Origin of the sequence: Flocculibacter collagenilyticus, assembly GCF_016469335.1 — a bacterium.
GTDB classification, from domain to species: domain Bacteria; phylum Pseudomonadota; class Gammaproteobacteria; order Enterobacterales; family Alteromonadaceae; genus Flocculibacter; species Flocculibacter collagenilyticus.
The window spans coordinates 1,934,913-1,953,359 of the sequence record NZ_CP059888.1; the positions used below are offsets into that span (position 1 = coordinate 1,934,913).

15 protein-coding genes are annotated in these 18,447 nt (G+C 38.6%); 7 read left to right on the top strand and 8 right to left on the bottom strand.

Annotated elements, in window-relative coordinates:
- Positions 1-13 precede the first annotated feature (13 nt).
- The 5 genes from rpsA to gyrA all read right to left on the bottom strand — a co-directional run bounded on the left by rpsA (position 14) and on the right by gyrA (position 7,794).
- A complete protein-coding gene (gene rpsA, locus HUU81_RS08595) occupies positions 14-1,681 on the bottom strand; it encodes a 30S ribosomal protein S1 (RefSeq protein WP_199611854.1) in 1,668 nt (555 codons plus the stop codon).
- A 90-nt stretch (positions 1,682-1,771) separates the two neighbouring features.
- Positions 1,772-2,467: a (d)CMP kinase gene (gene cmk, locus HUU81_RS08600; protein ID WP_199612002.1), complete on the bottom strand. Its 696-nt coding sequence runs from the start codon at positions 2,465-2,467 to the stop codon at positions 1,772-1,774.
- 93 nt (positions 2,468-2,560) lie between these two features.
- Positions 2,561-3,841, bottom strand: coding sequence for a 3-phosphoshikimate 1-carboxyvinyltransferase (gene aroA / locus HUU81_RS08605; protein ID WP_199611855.1), 1,281 nt, complete (start codon positions 3,839-3,841; stop codon positions 2,561-2,563).
- Positions 3,838-4,923 (bottom strand): 3-phosphoserine/phosphohydroxythreonine transaminase, encoded by a 1,086-nt coding sequence (serC, locus tag HUU81_RS08610; RefSeq protein ID WP_199611857.1) that lies wholly within the window; start codon positions 4,921-4,923, stop codon positions 3,838-3,840. The genes aroA and serC overlap by 4 nt, the downstream gene beginning before the upstream one ends.
- 144 nt (positions 4,924-5,067) lie before the next feature.
- Positions 5,068-7,794: a DNA topoisomerase (ATP-hydrolyzing) subunit A gene (gyrA, locus tag HUU81_RS08615; protein ID WP_199611863.1), complete on the bottom strand. Its 2,727-nt coding sequence runs from the start codon at positions 7,792-7,794 to the stop codon at positions 5,068-5,070.
- Between the two features lie 235 nt (positions 7,795-8,029).
- Between gyrA and ubiG the strand changes: the two genes are divergently transcribed.
- The 6 genes from ubiG to HUU81_RS08645 all read left to right on the top strand — a co-directional run bounded on the left by ubiG (position 8,030) and on the right by HUU81_RS08645 (position 14,552).
- The gene (gene ubiG, locus HUU81_RS08620) at positions 8,030-8,755 is read left to right on the top strand and encodes a bifunctional 2-polyprenyl-6-hydroxyphenol methylase/3-demethylubiquinol 3-O-methyltransferase UbiG (RefSeq protein WP_199611865.1); all 726 of its coding nucleotides are present in this window, start codon (positions 8,030-8,032) and stop codon (positions 8,753-8,755) included.
- Complete coding sequence (locus tag HUU81_RS08625) at positions 8,755-9,441, top strand: HAD family hydrolase (RefSeq protein ID WP_199611867.1); 687 nt, start codon at positions 8,755-8,757, stop codon at positions 9,439-9,441. The genes ubiG and HUU81_RS08625 overlap by 1 nt, the downstream gene beginning before the upstream one ends.
- A 564-nt stretch (positions 9,442-10,005) precedes the next feature.
- Positions 10,006-12,291: a class 1a ribonucleoside-diphosphate reductase subunit alpha gene (gene nrdA, locus HUU81_RS08630; RefSeq protein ID WP_199611869.1), complete on the top strand. Its 2,286-nt coding sequence runs from the start codon at positions 10,006-10,008 to the stop codon at positions 12,289-12,291.
- A gap of 58 nt (positions 12,292-12,349) precedes the next feature.
- Positions 12,350-13,480: a class Ia ribonucleoside-diphosphate reductase subunit beta gene (nrdB, locus tag HUU81_RS08635; RefSeq protein WP_199611874.1), complete on the top strand. Its 1,131-nt coding sequence runs from the start codon at positions 12,350-12,352 to the stop codon at positions 13,478-13,480.
- A gap of 15 nt (positions 13,481-13,495) precedes the next feature.
- Entirely contained in the window at positions 13,496-13,753 is a 258-nt protein-coding gene (gene yfaE, locus HUU81_RS08640) for a class I ribonucleotide reductase maintenance protein YfaE (protein WP_199611876.1), read from the top strand.
- Positions 13,754-14,114: 361 nt separating this feature from the next.
- Complete coding sequence (locus HUU81_RS08645; RefSeq protein WP_199611878.1) at positions 14,115-14,552, top strand: ferritin-like domain-containing protein; 438 nt, start codon at positions 14,115-14,117, stop codon at positions 14,550-14,552.
- Between the two features lie 117 nt (positions 14,553-14,669).
- Here the strand turns inward: HUU81_RS08645 and HUU81_RS08650 are convergent, their stop codons facing one another.
- The 3 genes from HUU81_RS08650 to HUU81_RS08660 form a co-directional block, all read right to left on the bottom strand.
- The gene (locus tag HUU81_RS08650) at positions 14,670-14,978 is read right to left on the bottom strand and encodes a hypothetical protein (protein WP_199611880.1); all 309 of its coding nucleotides are present in this window, start codon (positions 14,976-14,978) and stop codon (positions 14,670-14,672) included.
- A 237-nt stretch (positions 14,979-15,215) separates the two neighbouring features.
- Entirely contained in the window at positions 15,216-16,142 is a 927-nt protein-coding gene (gene trhO / locus HUU81_RS08655) for an oxygen-dependent tRNA uridine(34) hydroxylase TrhO (protein ID WP_199611882.1), read from the bottom strand.
- A 169-nt stretch (positions 16,143-16,311) separates the two neighbouring features.
- The gene (locus tag HUU81_RS08660) at positions 16,312-16,953 is read right to left on the bottom strand and encodes a riboflavin synthase subunit alpha (protein WP_199611884.1); all 642 of its coding nucleotides are present in this window, start codon (positions 16,951-16,953) and stop codon (positions 16,312-16,314) included.
- A gap of 96 nt (positions 16,954-17,049) precedes the next feature.
- Between HUU81_RS08660 and HUU81_RS08665 the strand changes: the two genes are divergently transcribed.
- Positions 17,050-18,405: an MATE family efflux transporter gene (locus HUU81_RS08665; RefSeq protein WP_199611886.1), complete on the top strand. Its 1,356-nt coding sequence runs from the start codon at positions 17,050-17,052 to the stop codon at positions 18,403-18,405.
- The last annotated feature ends 42 nt before the right edge of the window (positions 18,406-18,447 follow it).

The window sequence follows — 18,447 nt, forward strand, 5'->3', positions numbered from 1 at the left end:
TCCCTTTAAAGCATTAAGATTTTTGAGCGTTTTTGAAAGCAGCTGCCATTGCGTTTTCGAACTCTGGCTCTTCTTTCTTAAGGTTATCTAATGCTTCTTTCTCTTCAGCTTCGAATTTAGCTTTGATAGATAGGCTAATAGTGCGGTTCTTACGATCTACACCCATTAGTCTAGCTTCAACTTCTTCGCCTGCAGTAAGTGCAGTAGTCGCATCTTCAACACGGTCACGTGAAATATCTGCAACACGAATGTAGCCTTCTACACCGTCGATAAGTTCAACAGTTGCGCCTTTAGCGTCAACTTCAGTGATCTTACCTTTAACAATAGCACCTTTTTTGTTTTCTTCTAGGTAAGAATTGAACGGATCTTCGTCAATTTGTTTAACACCTAGTGAAATGCGCTCGCGCTCAGGGTCTACTTGAAGTACTACAGCAGTAATCTCGTCGCCTTTCTTGTATTCACGTACTGCTTCTTCACCTGGAGCATTCCAAGAGATGTCAGATAAGTGAACAAGACCATCGATGCCACCGTCAAGACCGATGAAGATACCGAAGTCAGTGATTGACTTGATCTTACCAGTAACACGGTCACCTTTGTTGTGGCCTTTAGCGAACTCTTCCCATGGGTTAGCAATACATTGCTTAAGACCAAGAGAAATACGACGACGCTCTTCATCAATTTCAAGAACCATAACTTCAACACTGTCACCCAAGTTAACAACTTTAGATGGGTGGATGTTTTTGTTAGTCCAATCCATTTCAGAAACGTGTACAAGACCTTCAACACCTTCTTGGATTTCAACGAAACAACCGTAATCAGTTAGGTTAGTTACGCGACCAGTAAGTTTTGAACCTTCAGGGTAACGACCTGCGATTGCAGCCCATGGATCTTGACCAAGTTGCTTAAGACCAAGAGAAACACGAGTCTTCTCTTTATCGAACTTAAGAACTTTAACATTGATTTCATCACCAACATTAACAATTTCAGAAGGATGCTTAACGCGCTTCCAAGCCATATCAGTGATATGTAGAAGGCCGTCAACACCGCCAAGATCAACGAATGCACCGTAATCAGTAAGGTTCTTAACGATACCTTTAACTTCTTGACCTTCGTCAAGATTAGCAAGAAGCTGTTCGCGTTCTTGGCTATTTTCAGACTCGATAACTGCACGGCGTGAAACAACAACGTTGTTACGCTTTTGATCAAGTTTGATTACTTTGAATTCTAACTCTTTACCTTCAAGGTGAGTTGTGTCACGGATTGGACGTACGTCAACCAATGAACCAGGTAGGAACGCACGAATGCTGTCAACTTCAACTGTGAAGCCGCCTTTAACCTTACCATTGATGATACCAGTAACCGTTTCTTGTTCTTCACACGCTTTTTCTAAACGAATCCATGCTTCATGGCGCTTAGCTTTTTCACGTGAAAGAATAGTTTCGCCGAAGCCGTCTTCGATTGCGTCTAGTGCAACGTCGATTTCGTCGCCAACGTTTACTTCGATTTCACCATTGTGGTTTTTGAACTGCTCTACCGGAATTGCAGATTCTGATTTAAGACCTGCATCTACTAGTACTACGCTGTTCTCGATCGCAACGATAGTACCTTTAACGATAGCACCAGGGCGAGTTTCAATTGTTTGTAAACTTTCTTCAAAAAGTTGAGCAAAATTTTCAGTCATTCTGTTCGTAATTTCTATATTTAGCCACCATTGCGTTCCAGCAATTGTGGGTTTAGTAAAAACTCATTACATCCTTGCTAATGAGACCGGTTAATTAGCTACTTGATTTAACTTCTCGTGTACTACATCAAGTAGATTATCCAACACTTCGTCGATACTTAACTCAGTAGAATCAAGCACTAGTGAATCTTCGGCTGGCTTTAATGGCGCAACTTCACGATTCATATCTCTTTCATCCCTTTGTTGAATATCTTCTAAAAGGCGCCCGAGTGTAACATCATGGCCCTTTTCTTTCAACTCTAAATATCTACGATTGGCGCGCTCTTCAGCCGATGCAGTTAAGAATATTTTAACTTCAGCATGAGGAAAAACGACGGTTGCCATGTCGCGTCCATCAGCAACTAATCCAGGCGATTGCTGGAAAGCACGCTGACGTCTAAGTAATGCTTCACGAACACGAGGTAACGAAGCAACTTTAGAAGCAACCGCACCAACTTCTTCAGTGCGTATACTATTAGTTACATCTTCACCTTCTAGTATAATCTTTGCGTTACCCGTTTTTTCATCTGTTGTGAATTGAACATCTAAATGAGCTGCAATTGGCACAAGTGCCTCTTCATTGCTTGGCTCTACATTATGATGAACTGCCGCGAGGGCAAGCACTCGATAGATAGCGCCGCTATCAAGAATTGACCAGCCTAATTTGTCTGCTAAAAGTCGACATACGGTACCTTTACCTGCACCACTTGGACCATCAATTGCGATTACCGGAGCACTGCTTTGCATATTCATCTTTCTCCTGAAATAAAAACGGCGGTCATTATACGTGAAACTAGCTTAACTTTCGCCATAAAATTACATCTTTAATGTAACGAGTTTTTATTTTGCCACTGAACTAAGTTTTTCAAAATATGATGGAAATGTCTTTGCGGTACATTCAGGTTCATTAATTGTTACTGCAGTATCACTTAGCGCGACCAATGAAAAACACATTGCTATACGGTGGTCATTATAGGTGTCAATCTCGGCATGCGCTAAGTTTTGTGGTGGAGTTATTGAAATATAATCGTGCCCTTCATCCACAATGGCACCAACTTTTTTAAGCTCGGTTGCCATAGCAGCTAACCGATCCGTTTCTTTTACGCGCCAATTATAAATGTTACGTATCGTTGTTGTGCCTTTGGCAAACAGTGCCGTTGTTGCAATCGTCATAGCTGCATCAGGAATATGGTTCATATCCATATCAACAGCATTAAGTGGTTGTCCAGTGACCGAAATTGAATTGTCATCCCATTCAACCTTTGCACCCATTTCAGCCAGCACATCAGCAAACGCCTTATCACCTTGCACGCTTTTTTTGCCTACGCCATGTACCGTAATTGTGCCACCTTTAATGGCAGCAGCTGCAAGGAAGTACGACGCTGAAGAGGCATCACCTTCAACCATGTATTCATTTGGAGACAGGTAACGCTGCTCTCCTGGAATACGAAATACTTGATAATTTTCATTATGAACAACTGCACCAAATCGTTCCATAATGTCGATTGTTATATCAATGTATGGCTTAGAAACTAACTCACCTTTAATTTCAATTTTAGTTTCATGTTGAAGTAACGGCGCTACCATTAATAACGCGGTTAAAAATTGACTCGAAATAGAACCGTCAACTGTAATGGTATTTCCTGTTAATGTAGTACCAGTAATATCTAATGGTGGATAACCATCACTTTCAACATAGTTAATTTTGGCGCCTAATTGATTTAACGCGTCAACTTGATGCTTAATAGGACGCTCTTTCATCCTTTCTTCGCCAGTCAATAATACCTTGCCTTGACTGGCTGCTAATACAGCGCACAAAGGTCGCATAGCGGTACCAGCATTACCTAAATACAGCTCCAAAGGTTCAGGTATGTTAAATAGCCCACCATTTCCCTCTACCGTACATTGCGTTTTATCTTCACTTAATTGATAGCTAACACCTAACTGAGAAAGCGCATTAAGCATGTGGCTAATATCATCACTGTCTAATAAATTAGTGATAGTCGTCGTGCCATGCGCTAACGCTGCCAATAGTAGAGCTCGGTTTGATAAACTCTTAGAGCCGGGTAATTGCACGTTACCGCTTACATGAGCAATGGGAGATAAAGTTAGTTGGTTCATAGTACCTTGCCTTCAAACTCGTGCATAAACTTAACCAATGCTTTGACGCCTTCTAAAGGCATCGCGTTGTATATACTGGCACGCATACCACCAACAGAACGATGGCCTTCTAATGCCAATAAGCCTTGTTGCTCTGACTCTGCAAGGAATTGTTGATTTAAACTTTCATCGGCAAGCTGAAACGGTACATTCATTATTGAACGATTCTGTTCACTAATTGCGTTGCGGTACAGTTTGCTATTATCAATATAGTCGTATAGTAAACGTGCTTTTTCGGCGTTAACTTGCTCAACTTCAGATACGCCACCTTGTTCAAGTAACCATTCGAACACGACGCCTGCTAAATACCATGAAAACGTTGGGGGCGTATTAAACATGCTATTGTTTTCGTATGCTAATTGATAATCTTGAATACACGGGATAGCCGTTTGTTTATTGCCGATGATGCTTTTACGTATAACAACTATTGATAAGCCAGAAGGACCTATATTTTTTTGAGCACCTGCGTAAATTACATCAAACTGATTCACGTCTATTTCTTTTGACAAAATATTTGATGACATGTCAGCAACGATCAGTTGATCGTTAAATGAAGGTACTTCATTTATCTCAATACCATCTACGGTTTCATTAGTACAATAATGAATGAACTTAGCGTTATTGTTTAGGTCCCACTGTGAAACTGGAGTAGTAGATAATTTACCATCTACTCGCTGAATAACATTACAGGCATGAGTTTGACAAAATTTCTGAGCTTCAATTTCTGCGGTTTTAGACCAGGTGCCACTCACAATGTAGTTGCCAATTTGGTCTGACGCGCTCGTTAAATTTAGCGGAACGGCAGAGAACTGACCTCTACCACCACCGTGCATAAATAGCACCGCGTATTCATCACTAATTCCCATCAATTTGCGTAAGTTTTCTTCTGCGCGCTCTGCCACAGATAAAAACGCAGGACTACGGTGGCTAACTTCCATAATTGAGCAGCCAAGGTTTTGCCAATTAATAAACTCTTTTTGTGCTTTTTCCATAACAGCAGCGGGTAACATCGCAGGTCCCGCACAGAAATTGTAAACTGACATTAATACTCCTCAAATAAATTTTATACTCAAAATTGAATTGCATGTATGAAGATATGTTTTGAATTATCGTGCATATTCAAAATTAGGTTGATTAAAACAAAAAACGAGCGGGATAAGCCGCTCGTTTTCTTAATAGTTTATAAACTACTCTTCGTTTGAACCATCGACGTTATTAGCGTCTTCAGGTCCATTTTCTGGATGCTGTTGCTGAGCTGATGTTTCTTCGCTACCTACTTCAGTTGCGTTTTCATCATCTTCATCAATTTGTTCATCAGAACATTGCATCTCATCGATTCTTTGTAAGCCAACTACATGTTCGTTTTCAGCAGTTCGAATTAGAATCACACCTTGTGTGTTTCTGCCTACTACTGACACTTCATGAACACGTGTACGTACTAATGTACCTTGGTCACTAATTAACATCATTTCATCATTATCTGTAACCTGAATAGCACCTACAACGTTACCATTTCTTTCAGATACTTTTATTGAAACAACGCCTTGAGTTGCACGGCTCTTGGCTGGGTATTCTTCTAGTGGTGTACGCTTACCGTAACCATTTTCAGTTACCGTAAGAATTTGTCCTTCATCATTTGGAATGATAAGTGACTTAACCGTATCACCTTCTTTAAGTTTAATACCTCTTACACCTGCGGCTGTTCTTCCCATTGGACGCAGAGCAAGCATCTCTTCACCTGTTTCAGGGTCGATTTTAACTTCACCTGTTTCAGAATCTCTTACTTTTTCGTTAAAACGAACAACTTTACCAAAAGCAGAGAATAGCATGATGTCGTTTTCACCATTTGTGATATCTGCACCAATAAGTTGATCATCATCACGAAGGTTAACAGCTATAATACCGTTCGCTCTTGGGCGAGAGTATGCAGTTAGTGGTGTTTTCTTAACGGTACCTTGCGCAGTTGCCATTAAGATGTATTTATTTTCTTCGTACTCTCTAACAGGAAGAATCGTGGTAATTTTCTCGCCTTCATCTAAAGGCAATAAATTAACGATAGGCTTGCCTCTTGCCGTACGCGTTGCCAGCGGTAATTGGTAAACTTTTAACCAATATAATTTACCAGCATTAGAGAAACATAAGATGGTGTCATGCGTATTAGCTACCAATAGTTTTTCGATGAAATCTTCGTCTTTCATCTTAGTTGCTGACTTACCTTTACCACCACGACGCTGAGCTTCATAGTCAGATAATGGCTGGTACTTACAGTAACCTTCATGTGATAGTGTTACGACAACATCTTCTTCAGAAATTAAGTCTTCAAGACTAATGTCGTGTGAAGCAGCTTGAATATCTGTTCTTCGCTCATCACCATATACTGTTTTCACTTCAACTAGTTCGTCACGAATAACTTCCATTAAACGGTCTGGACTAGCAAGAATGTGTAATAACTCAGCAATTAAATCTAATAGCTCTTTGTATTCGCCAATAATTTTTTCGTGTTCAAGACCAGTAAGTTTATGTAAACGTAAGTCTAAAATGGCTTGTGCTTGCTGTTCAGTTAAGAAATATAACCCGTCACGAATACCGAATTCTGGCTCTAACCACTCAGGACGTGAAGGATTATCTTCACCCGCACGCTCAATCATTGCTTGAACAGCACCTAAGTCCCAACCTTTAGCTGTTAATGCAATTTTTGCTTCAGCCGGTGTTGGTGATGTTTTAATAAGCTCAATAATAGGATCGATATTAGCAAGTGCGATCGCTAAACCTTCTAAGATATGTGCTCTGTCGCGGGCTTTTCTTAGGTCATATACAGTTCTACGTGTAACAACTTCGCGGCGGTGAGTAACAAATGCTTCAAGCATTTCTTTTAGATTGAATAGCTTAGGCTGGCCATCTGCTAAGGCAACTAAGTTCATGCCGAATACAGTTTGCATTTGTGTTTGCGCATATAAGTTGTTAAGAATAACTTCGCCAACTTCGCCGCGCTTCACTTCAATAACAATACGCATTCCGTCTTTATCAGACTCATCACGTAATGCACTGATGCCTTCAATCTTTTTATCTTTAACTAATTCTGCAATTTTTTCGATTAGACGCGCTTTGTTAACTTGATATGGTATTTCACTAACAACAATAGTTTCGCGGTTAGTTTTTTCGTTAACTTCTATTTCAGCGCTGGCGCGCATATAAACTTTACCACGACCCGTTTTATATGCGTCTTCAATGCCTTTTTTACCATTGATAATAGCAGCAGTTGGGAAGTCTGGACCTGGAATATATTCCATCAACTCATCAATTGTGATGTCTTGATTTTGAATTAACGCAAGGCAGCCATTAATCACTTCATTTAAATTATGAGGTGGGATGTTTGTTGCCATACCAACAGCAATACCAGAAGAGCCATTCACTAATAACGCTGGCACCTTAGTAGGTAACACTGCAGGAATATTTTCAGTTCCGTCATAGTTAGGAACAAAGTCGACAGTTTCTTTACCTAAATCTGCTAATAGTTCGTGCGCAATTTTAGCCATTCTGATTTCGGTATAACGCATTGCTGCCGCGGCATCGCCATCAACAGAACCAAAGTTACCTTGACCATCAACTAACATGTAACGAAGAGAGAAAGGTTGAGCCATACGAACAATGGTGTCGTAAACTGCGCTATCACCATGAGGGTGATATTTACCGATTACGTCACCAACAATACGTGCAGATTTTTTGTAAGGTTTGTTCCAGTCGTTGCTTAATTCGTTCATTGCAAATAGAACGCGGCGATGGACAGGTTTTAAGCCATCTCTAACGTCTGGTAAGGCACGACCAACGATTACGCTCATTGCATAATCTAGATACGAGTTTTTTAACTCATCTTCAATGTTGATCGGAAGAATTTCTTTTGCCAAATCTGTCATATAAAGAATATTCCCTGATACTCAATTTTACTACTATACAAGCGATGAAAAGGAGTCTCATCACTTAATAAGAAGATAATTATTATTTTAAATAAGACAGCAATTCTAACACAATATAACTACTGATCTAGTCTTTTATAGGCGCTAGAAATTTAAGCGCAAATATAAAATTTTAATGAGTTAATTCACTAAAAAAAGTAAGATAGCTAAAATTCTAATTTTTACAGTATATGTCATGACTCAAATAGAAAAACTTACCCACCCAAATGTAGATTTAACCGAAATTGCAAAATTTGAAAGTATCGCGTCGCGTTGGTGGGATTTAGACGGTGAGTTTAAGCCCCTACATGAAATTAACCCGTTAAGGTTAGACTTTATCGCTGACAACTGTAATGGCCTATTTGATAAAACAATATTGGATGTTGGCTGTGGAGGCGGAATTTTAGCTGAAAGCATGGCTAAACTTGGCGCTAATGTTACAGGCATCGATATGGGTGAAGAGCCATTACAGGTTGCTCGCCTGCATGGATTAGAAGCTAATGTTAAAGTGTCTTATGAAAAAACAACCGCTGAAGAATTTGCTATTGAGCATCCAGAGCAATTTGATGTTGTGACCTGTATGGAAATGCTTGAGCACGTCCCCTACCCTGAACAAATTATTCAGTCGTGTGCAAGTTTAGTAAAACCCGGTGGAAAGGTGTTTTTTTCAACATTAAATAAAACCTTAAAATCTTATTTATTTGCAATTGTCGGTGCAGAAAAAGTATTAAAGCTTGTACCAGACGGCACGCATGACCATAAGAAGTTTATTAAACCGTCAGTACTCATCAACTGGGCAGAACAAGCAGGACTCAAAGTCAAAGGGATCACCGGCTTAAGTTATAATCCGTTGAATCAAACTTACTCATTAGGCAATGATGTTGATGTTAACTACATTTTGCATTGCGAGAAGCTAATATAATGACGACCAAAAGCAACAACATAACCCAAACCACAAAATCTTATGAATGTGTGTTATTCGATTTAGACGGCACATTACTAGACACAGCTGATGACTTAGGTGGTGCATTAAATATAGTACTAGCGAAACATGGTTTTAACGCTGTTCCAGCAAAACAATATAGACTTGAGGCTTCTAACGGTTCTGCAGGACTACTAAAGTTAGGTTTTGGCGATAAATTGGCAGAATATGACTTCAATGTTTTAAAACAAACTTTCCTAGCAGAATATGAAGCGAATATTGCGACGCATTCAAGGTTGTATGACGGCGTCGAACAATGCATTCAATTTTTAGAAGCTAATAATATTAGCTGGGGGATTGTGACTAATAAACCAGCATATCTGACAGAATTATTAATTGAAAAAATTAGCTTTTTACAAAAAGCCAACGTTGTGGTTTGCGGAGACACGTTACCTGTTGCAAAACCTCATCCCGATCCCATTTTACATGCAACGCAGCAGTTAAGTATGAATACTGACGCTACTTTATATGTAGGTGACGCATTACGTGACATGCAAGCCGGTAAGGCCGCTAACATGGATACATGCGCAGCATTATGGGGCTATGTTAGTGAAGATGAAGTACATAGCTGGCCTGCAGATTATATATTGAGCGATATTTCTCAGCTTACAACTATTGTGCAATGATTTTCACCTATCTTAAGATGACTTACGTTACAACTTTTTTTAGGTCATAAAGTACAGAATTAGTCAAAAAAAAGGCTTGAATTTTTTCATGAAATTCGAGCTTTTTTTTTCATAAAAAAAGTTTGTTTTTTTTTAATTGGTCTTGCTATTTTCGCCTGAGAAAAGTCCGCTTGATTTGATGGGTTAGTAGCTACTAACATGGTTATTTTTCATCAAGCAAGGCAACTTGAAAAAATCCAATTTCCACTCTATCTTGTGATTCCGTACCGAGTTACCCCTATATGTAGTGTATATTCAATTATCGGTAGGTTTTTAACCTATCCATAATTCTTCAACACGCTGTGCGCTAATAAAATAATAAATACGTATAGGGTAATAATACGAATCAAGATTAATATTTGTTTTTATTTACGCCTCACATCACTAATTTAGTAATGCAATTTTGTCTTGCATGGAATTAGCGAGCTGAGGTCGTTGTTAATCAATTACTTAATCTAATTTGTACGTAAATCACACAATAAAAATTAACCAATAAACCTCATATTGATATTGTAGGCAGGTAACATGAATCAAAGTTTGTCCGTTACTAAACGTGATGGTAATAAGGAACCGTTAGATCTTGATAAAATCCACCGTGTTATCACTTGGGCCGCTGAAGGTTTAAGTAATGTTTCTGTTTCTCAAGTAGAAATAAAATCACATATACAGTTTTACGATGGCATTAAAAGTGAAGACATTCATGAAACCATTATTAAAGCAGCGGCAGACTTAATCTCTAAAGAAACGCCTGACTACCAATATTTGGCAGCAAGATTAGCTATTTTCCACCTAAGAAAAAAAGCGTATGGGCGTTTTGAGCCGCCAACGCTATACCAACATGTTGTGGGGATGGTAGAGAAAAACCGTTACGACTCTCACATTCTTGCAGATTATTCAAAAGCTGAATTAGATGAAATGGATAGCTTTTTAGATCACAGCCGCGATCTTAATTTTAGCTATGCAGCCGTTAAACAGCTTGAAGGTAAATACCTTGTTCAGAATCGTGTTACTGGCGATATTTTTGAAAGTGCACAGTTCTTATATATCCTAGTTGCGGCATGTTTGTTCTCTAAATACGATAGGTCTAATCGTATGGATTACATTCGTCGTTTTTACGATGCAACATCTCAGTTCAAAATATCGTTGCCAACTCCAATTATGGCAGGCGTAAGAACACCTACCCGCCAATTTAGTTCATGTGTACTTATTGAATGCGACGATAGCCTAGATTCAATTAATGCCACAGCAAGCTCCATTGTCAAATACGTAAGCCAACGCGCAGGAATTGGCATTAACGCAGGTAGAATCCGTGCATTAGGTAGCACTATTCGTAACGGTGAAGCATTTCATACAGGCTGTATTCCGTTTTATAAGTATTTTCAAACAGCGGTTAAAAGCTGTTCGCAAGGTGGTGTGCGCGGTGGTGCTGCAACTTTGTTTTATCCACTATGGCATTTAGAAGTAGAATCGTTATTAGTACTTAAAAACAACCGCGGTGTTGAAGAAAACCGTGTGCGTCACATGGATTACGGCGTTCAGTTTAATAAAACGATGTATTCGCGCTTGATTAAAGATGATTACATTACATTATTTAGTCCTTCAGATGTGCCAGGTTTATACGATGCCTTCTTTGAAGACCAAGATAAATTTGAAGCGTTGTATGTGAAATACGAAAACGACTCTTCAATACGCAAGAAAAGAATTAAAGCATTAGAGCTATTTTCTTTGTTTATGCAAGAGCGTGCCAGCACTGGCCGCATTTATTTGCAAAACGTTGACCACTGTAATACGCACAGCCCATTTGATTCTAAAGTAGCGCCAGTTAAACAATCTAACTTATGTTTGGAAATTGCCTTACCTACTAAACCGCTGAATAACATTAACGATGAAAATGGTGAAATTGCACTTTGTACACTTTCTGCATTTAACTTAGGCGCGATTAACTCGCTTGATGATTTAGAAGAATTAGCTGATTTAGCAGTCAGAGCGCTAGATAGTTTGTTGGACTATCAAGATTATCCGATGGAAGCGGCTCGTCAAGGTTCGATGGCACGTCGTACATTAGGTATTGGTGTTATCAACTATGCCTACTATTTAGCTAAAAATGGCGTTAAATATTCTGACGGCAGTGCAAATGGTTTAACGCATAAAACCTTTGAAGCGATTCAATATTACCTATTAAAGGCATCTAATAATTTAGCCAAAGAAGTAGGTGCTTGCCCTAAATTTCATGAAACAACGTATGCAAAAGGCTTGCTACCAATTGATACGTATAAAAAAGATTTAGACCAAATTTGTGATGAGCCACTTCATCTTGACTGGAATACACTACGTACAGATATTGTTGAGCACGGTTTAAGAAACTCAACACTTTCAGCGTTAATGCCATCTGAAACGTCGTCACAAATTTCGAATGCTACAAACGGTATTGAACCACCGCGCGGTCATATTTCAGTTAAATCTAGTAAAGACGGTGTACTCAAACAAGTAGTACCGGAATATGACAAACTCAAAGATGCGTATGAATTATTGTGGGATATTCCAAATAATAATGGATACATTCAACTAGTTGGGTTAATGCAAAAGTTTGTTGACCAAGCAATTTCAGCAAATACTAATTATGATCCAAATAAATTTGATCAAGGCAAAGTTCCTATGAAGCTGTTAATCAAAGACTTATTAACCGCTTACAAGATGGGTTTAAAAACCTTGTACTATCATAATACCCGTGACGGTGCATCTGATGAGCAAGAAGAATTAAAAGTCGAAAAAGAAGACGATGATTGCGCAGGCGGTGCTTGTAAAATATAACGAATAACAGGCTGTCTGATGGCAGCCTTATTTACTTAAGGCTTTAGGGCATTTATTAATGAAGTTTACTACGTTCAATCCAACAAATAATAATCCTTTATTAGAGCCGATGTTTTTCGGCAACCCTGTTAATGTTTCGCGTTATGATCAGCAAAAACATGCTATTTTTGAAAAATTAATCGAAAAGCAATTATCGTTCTTTTGGCGTCCAGAAGAAGTAGATGTGAGTAAAGATCGTATCGACTTTCAGCAGATGACGAATAGCGAACGTCATATCTTTATTTCAAATTTAAAGTATCAAACACTGCTTGATTCAATTCAGGGGCGTAGTCCTAATATTGCCCTACTTCCTATTGTATCTACACCAGAACTTGAAACATGGATAGAGACTTGGGCGTTTAGCGAAACGATTCATAGCCGTTCTTACACACATATATTGCGTAACTTATTTACTGATCCTAGTGAAATATTTGAAGACATTGTATTAAACGAAGAAATTCAAAAGCGTGCTTCAGATATTTCTCAGTTCTACGACGAGCTTATTTTCTATACACAGCTTTGGCAGACACAAGGTGAAGGTACTCATACCGTTGGCGGTAAAGAGTATAAAGTTACTATGCGTAAGCTAAAAGAATTACTCTTTTTATGTGTAAACTCCGTCAATGCGCTTGAAGCGATTCGCTTCTACGTGAGTTTTGCTTGTACATTTGCGTTTGCAGAACGTGAAATGATGGAAGGCAACTCTAAAATTATTAAGCTAATTGCGCGTGATGAAAATCTTCATCTTACATCTACTCAGCATATTCTTAACTTGTGGGCGTCGGGCGAAGACGACCCTGAAATGAAAGAAATTTCTGATGAACTAGGGCCTCAAGCTTTCCAAATTTTTATGAAAGCAGTTGAACAAGAAAAGGCGTGGGCTAAGTATTTATTTAAAGACGGCTCAATGATTGGTCTTAACGAAGACATTCTTTGTCAATATGTGGAATACATTGCAAACCACCGTATGAGTGCGCTTGGTTATACACCACCGTTTGAGGTAAAAAGTAACCCACTGCCGTGGATGAATAAATACTTGGTGTCTGACAATGTACAAGTAGCCCCACAAGAGTCTGAAATAAGTTCTTACCTAGTTGGCCAAATTGATGCAGAAGTTGATGCTGCTGATTTTGGTGACTTTGACCTTTAATAGATTTAGGTTCAAGTGCCGAAGATTAAACTAAATGGTGGTGATGCTGTAGTTGAATATACAGATAACCACCCTAACCTGCTTATAGCGTTAGAAAACGAGAATATTGAAGTCAATTATCACTGCCGCGAAGGATTCTGTGGTGCATGCCGTTGTAAATTAGTATCTGGAGAAGTGGTTTATAATCTTGAGCCATTGGCATTTGTTAGAAAAGGTGAAATTTTACTGTGTTGTAGTCAGCCTACTTCTGACATTGAAATAATTGTCGAATGAAACCCACTTCATTTTATTTTCTTACTTTACCAATTCAAACCTACATACCTTATTGATTTAAAAAGCCAAATTTAGCCTACACGTAAGTTTGTTTATCGCTATCCGTGAAAAAATTACACTACGCTTGTTAATCTTTCAGCATTTTACATAAGGCTGCTGCATTTTTTAGGTAACCATTCACGCAGCTATACAATAATTATAGAAATACGTAAAATATTTTACTTTTTAGATATCAACAACTTACATGTGGTGTTTTTTGTTTTTCTAGATTTTTTCCTGCTATTAAAACAACTTGGCCTAGAGCCTGCACTATCTAAACTGTACACAACAAAAATTGTTAACACTAAGAAAGGAGCACACTATGTCAAACCAAGTTGAGCATATTACCGATATTATCCAAGTTCTTAACAGTGGTATTGAATTTTACACAGAGGCACAAAAGAAAGTTGACGATAGCGCACTAGCGGGTGTTTTCTCTCGTATGGTTAATGTAAAAACCATCGCAAAAGAGCAATTACAACCATTTGCAATTATTGAAGAAGGCGAGCGTGAAGATGGTTCTTCATTCGCGGTTGAAGCTCGTAAGTATTACACAAAAATGCTAACTGCCTTCTCTTCAAATGAAGAACATACAATTATCAATCAACTTGAAGAAGTTGAAGATAAAACATTAGCAGAAATAAAAGCAGCGATGGAAAAAGATCAGCCGCTAGAGTGCCAAAAAACGCTGACAAACGTATTAAACTCAATGCAGCAATGCCATGACGAAATGCTAGCGTTACAAAAAGCAACTAGCTAATATTCATTGAATAGCAAATAACAATTTGGCCCGTTAACTCGGGTCAAATTTTTCTGTATTTGAGACTGCCGCAACATTACTACTCTTTCATTTCACAATTTTACTCTACAAACAAAATCACACTTCAAATGGACCTTCTGGATAAGGTAACCCTACACCCCATTGCGCGAATAGGTAATTTCTGCATGTATCATATTCTGTGCCATCAGCAGCTAACCATTTAAACGGCTTGCCTTGGTTATCAATAATGCGACGATAACTTTCCATGACTCTATAGAGTTCATTATAAACTCCGCTAGACCTTAAACTCGGATCGCCTTTAAAGCCAAAAGCAACAGCTGCAAAAGGCGTGATTAACACGCTCAATTCTTCAATTTCGAGTTTATCTAAGGCAGATTTAAAGAGGATCTCTCGACTGGTAACCATGATTCGTTCTCCTCAACGAAATCATCTCGTAATAATAATATCGACAGACATTTCCATAAACATAAATTTATTTCGAGATGGCTAACTTGGTGTACATCAGTTATTAGTAAATACCTACTACATGTGCGGTATGCACAATTAAATTCTAGTTGAGTTGTCGGCTACTCGCCAAAAAACAGATATAAAAAATGCGCCTAAAGGCGCACTTCTTAGAATAAATTTAAATTAGTCTTGAATTTACTCAACTTTTAACGCTTTTCCATCATGAATATGCTCTTCACCGCGTGTTTTTGCTAATTGAATCTGCTTTTCACGTTCTCTAAAGCGTTGTAGTTGGTCAGAAGTTAACTTGTCGAAGCAATGCGAGCACGAAACGCCTTTTTCGTATTTCTCAGACTGTTTTTCTTCTTCAGTAATAGGCATTCTGCAACCATAACATTGGTCGTAGCTGCCTTGCTCTAAACCATGCTTAACGGCAACACGTTGATCGAAAACAAAGCATTCGCCTTCCCACTTTGAGTTTTCTTCTGGTACTTCTTCTAAATACTTCAAAATACCACCCTCTAGGTGATAAACCTCTTCAAAGCCTTGCTCTTTCAAGTATGCAGTGGATTTTTCACAACGAATACCGCCTGTACAAAACATGGCGACTTTTTTGTTTTTATTAGGATCTAGGTTTTCTTTAACCCAAGCTGGAAATTCTCGGAACGATTCGGTGTCAGGGTTAATTGCACCTTCAAACGTACCAATGCCAATTTCGTAGTCGTTACGGGTGTCTACCGTTATTACATCAGGATCTGAAATTAAGTCGTTCCATTCATCAGGTTTAACATAAGTACCAACAACAAGGTTAGGATCGATTCCTTCAACGCCCATTGTTACTATTTCTTTTTTCAGTTTAACTTTTGTGCGGTAAAACGTTTGCGTGTCTGCTAGCGATTCTTTATGAGAAATATTAGCAAAACGTTCGTCTGATTTAAGCCAGTTTAAAACCGCGTCAATACCTTCACGTGGGCCACTAATCGTGCCATTAATCCCTTCTTGAGCGAGTAACAACGTACCTTTAACATCGTTACTGATCATTTGTTGATATAACGGTTCGCGAATGTCTTCAAAATCAGGCAGGGATACAAATTGGTATAACGCAGCAACAACATATTTCATGAATTGTTCTCTTAGATTGCAGCACTAAATCGCAAATTTAGCGCAATTAAAAGATAGTGTTTAAGCTTAAGATCAGTTGACCCTGTACTTAAACACTTAAAATTTGAAGGCGCATTATACTGATTTTTAAACGCGTTACCAGTGCTACTGTGCGAATATTAAACAGCAATTAAGCTTCTAGTGCAGGTCTTGCTTGCGCCATATACCGTTCAATTGTGGTGACAATCGTCATGGTTTGCTGGTCAACTTCAATATTAACTAAGTCACCTTCTTGACGAGTTCCTAAGGTCGTTATATTTAATGTTTCAGGAATTAGGTGAAGTGAAAATCGATTATTTTCTACCTTGCCGACTGTTAGGCTAATGCCATCGATGGCAATAAATCCTTTATGGATGATATATTTCATCCACTGTTGAGGCACTTCAAGTATAAACTCACAATTAGATTGAGTTTTATTTATCAACACAATTTTTGCTTGCGTTTGTATATGGCCAGACACAATATGACCACCTAATTCCGTGCCAAATGTCATAGAACGTTCTACATTAACTTTATCGCCTTGTTTAATTTGCGATAAGTTAGTTAATTTTAGCGTTTCATCGATTACGTCGAAATACACTTGGCCTACAACATCGCTATTGTGTAGTTCGTATTTTACAACGGTTAGGCACACACCGTTAATCGCTATGCTGGCACCGTGATTTAAATGTTGCATATGCTCAGCAGGAACCGAGATTACAATTGATAGAAAATTATCTTTTTCAGCTATAGAAATAACTGTGCCTTTAGTTTGAACAATTCCGGTAAACACGTTTCACCTTTATACTTTTAAATTTTTACTTTGTTAAGCTGTACTAAAAAAGAATACAATGCGCCTTTATACCAAATAACTAAGTCGAGGGAAAACTTGCGTTTTTCAGCATTTGAAGCGGATAAGCTAATTAAGCTTGCCGTACCTATATTCTTGGCCCAAGTCACCCAAGTCATGATGTTTTTTGTTGATACGGTTATGTCTGGCCGTGTTAGTGCTACTGACATGGCAGCTGTATCGGTTTCGCAAGGTTTATGGAATCCTGCGCTTTTTACTATGCAAGGTATTCTTTTAGCGCTAACACCTATTATTTCACACCAATTTGGTGCTAAACAATCTCGTGATATCCCTTCAACCGTTTTCCAAGGTGTTTATATTGCGTTGTTATTATGCGTTATCGGTTTCGTGGGATATCAATTTGTAGAAGTTCCGCTACAAATGCTCAATTTAGAAGCAGAGCTATATCGCCTCACCATTGCTTATTTAGATTTTGTTGTTATCGGTTTGCCACCAGCATTATTGTTTTTTGTTTTACGCAATTTTTCTGAAGGTGTTTCCTATACCAAACCCGCTGTTATTATTAGCCTTATTGGGATAGTAATAAACATTCCTGCCAACTATATTTTTATTTATGGCGAGATGGGTGCTCCTGCTTTGGGTGGTGCTGGCTGTGGTTTAGCAACATCTATCGTGAATTGGGCCATGCTTTTTTCAATGCTAATTTATATACGCGTATCTAAGAAGTTGCACCAGTTTCAAATATTCAGCCGTTTTCATCTTCCAGATATAGCTGAAATTGTTACCATTGTACGGTTAGGCTTACCAATTGCGTTCTCAATCTTATTTGAAACGTGTTTATTTGCATTCATTCCATTATTCATTGCATCTATGGGCAGTGTGTATGTTGCTAGCCACCAAGTTGCTAATAATTTTAGTGCACTGGTCTTTATGCTTCCGCTTAGTTTTTCAATGGCAGTGACTATTCGAATAGGCTATTTATACGGCGGAGGAGCCATAGACAAAATGCGTGACTCAGTAAAAACCAGTTTGATAGTGGCCGGTGCGATAGGTATTACTACGGCACTCTTTACATTGGTTACGCGTAACTATATTGCACAATTTTATACTAATGACCCGGAAGTTATTCTGATCGCAAATTCATTATTAATTCTTGCAGCGATGTATCAAATATCTGATTCTTTTCAGGTTGTGTCGGCTGGTATCTTAAAAGGCTTCAAATTAACCAAACCACTTTTTTATATTACCTTTATTGCTTATTGGCCAATAGGGTTTGGCATTGGGTATATACTTGGTAAAACCGATCTTATTGTGCCTGCGATGGGACCGCATGGCTTTTGGATAGGGATAGTAGTTGGTCTTACCGTAGGCGCAATCATGTTTGCGTTTAAATTACATAGTACGCTTAAGCGACCAGAATTTTCTTGTGCTTAGCACTGAACAAACTTAAGTTTTACTAGCTAACTGGAAAGCACA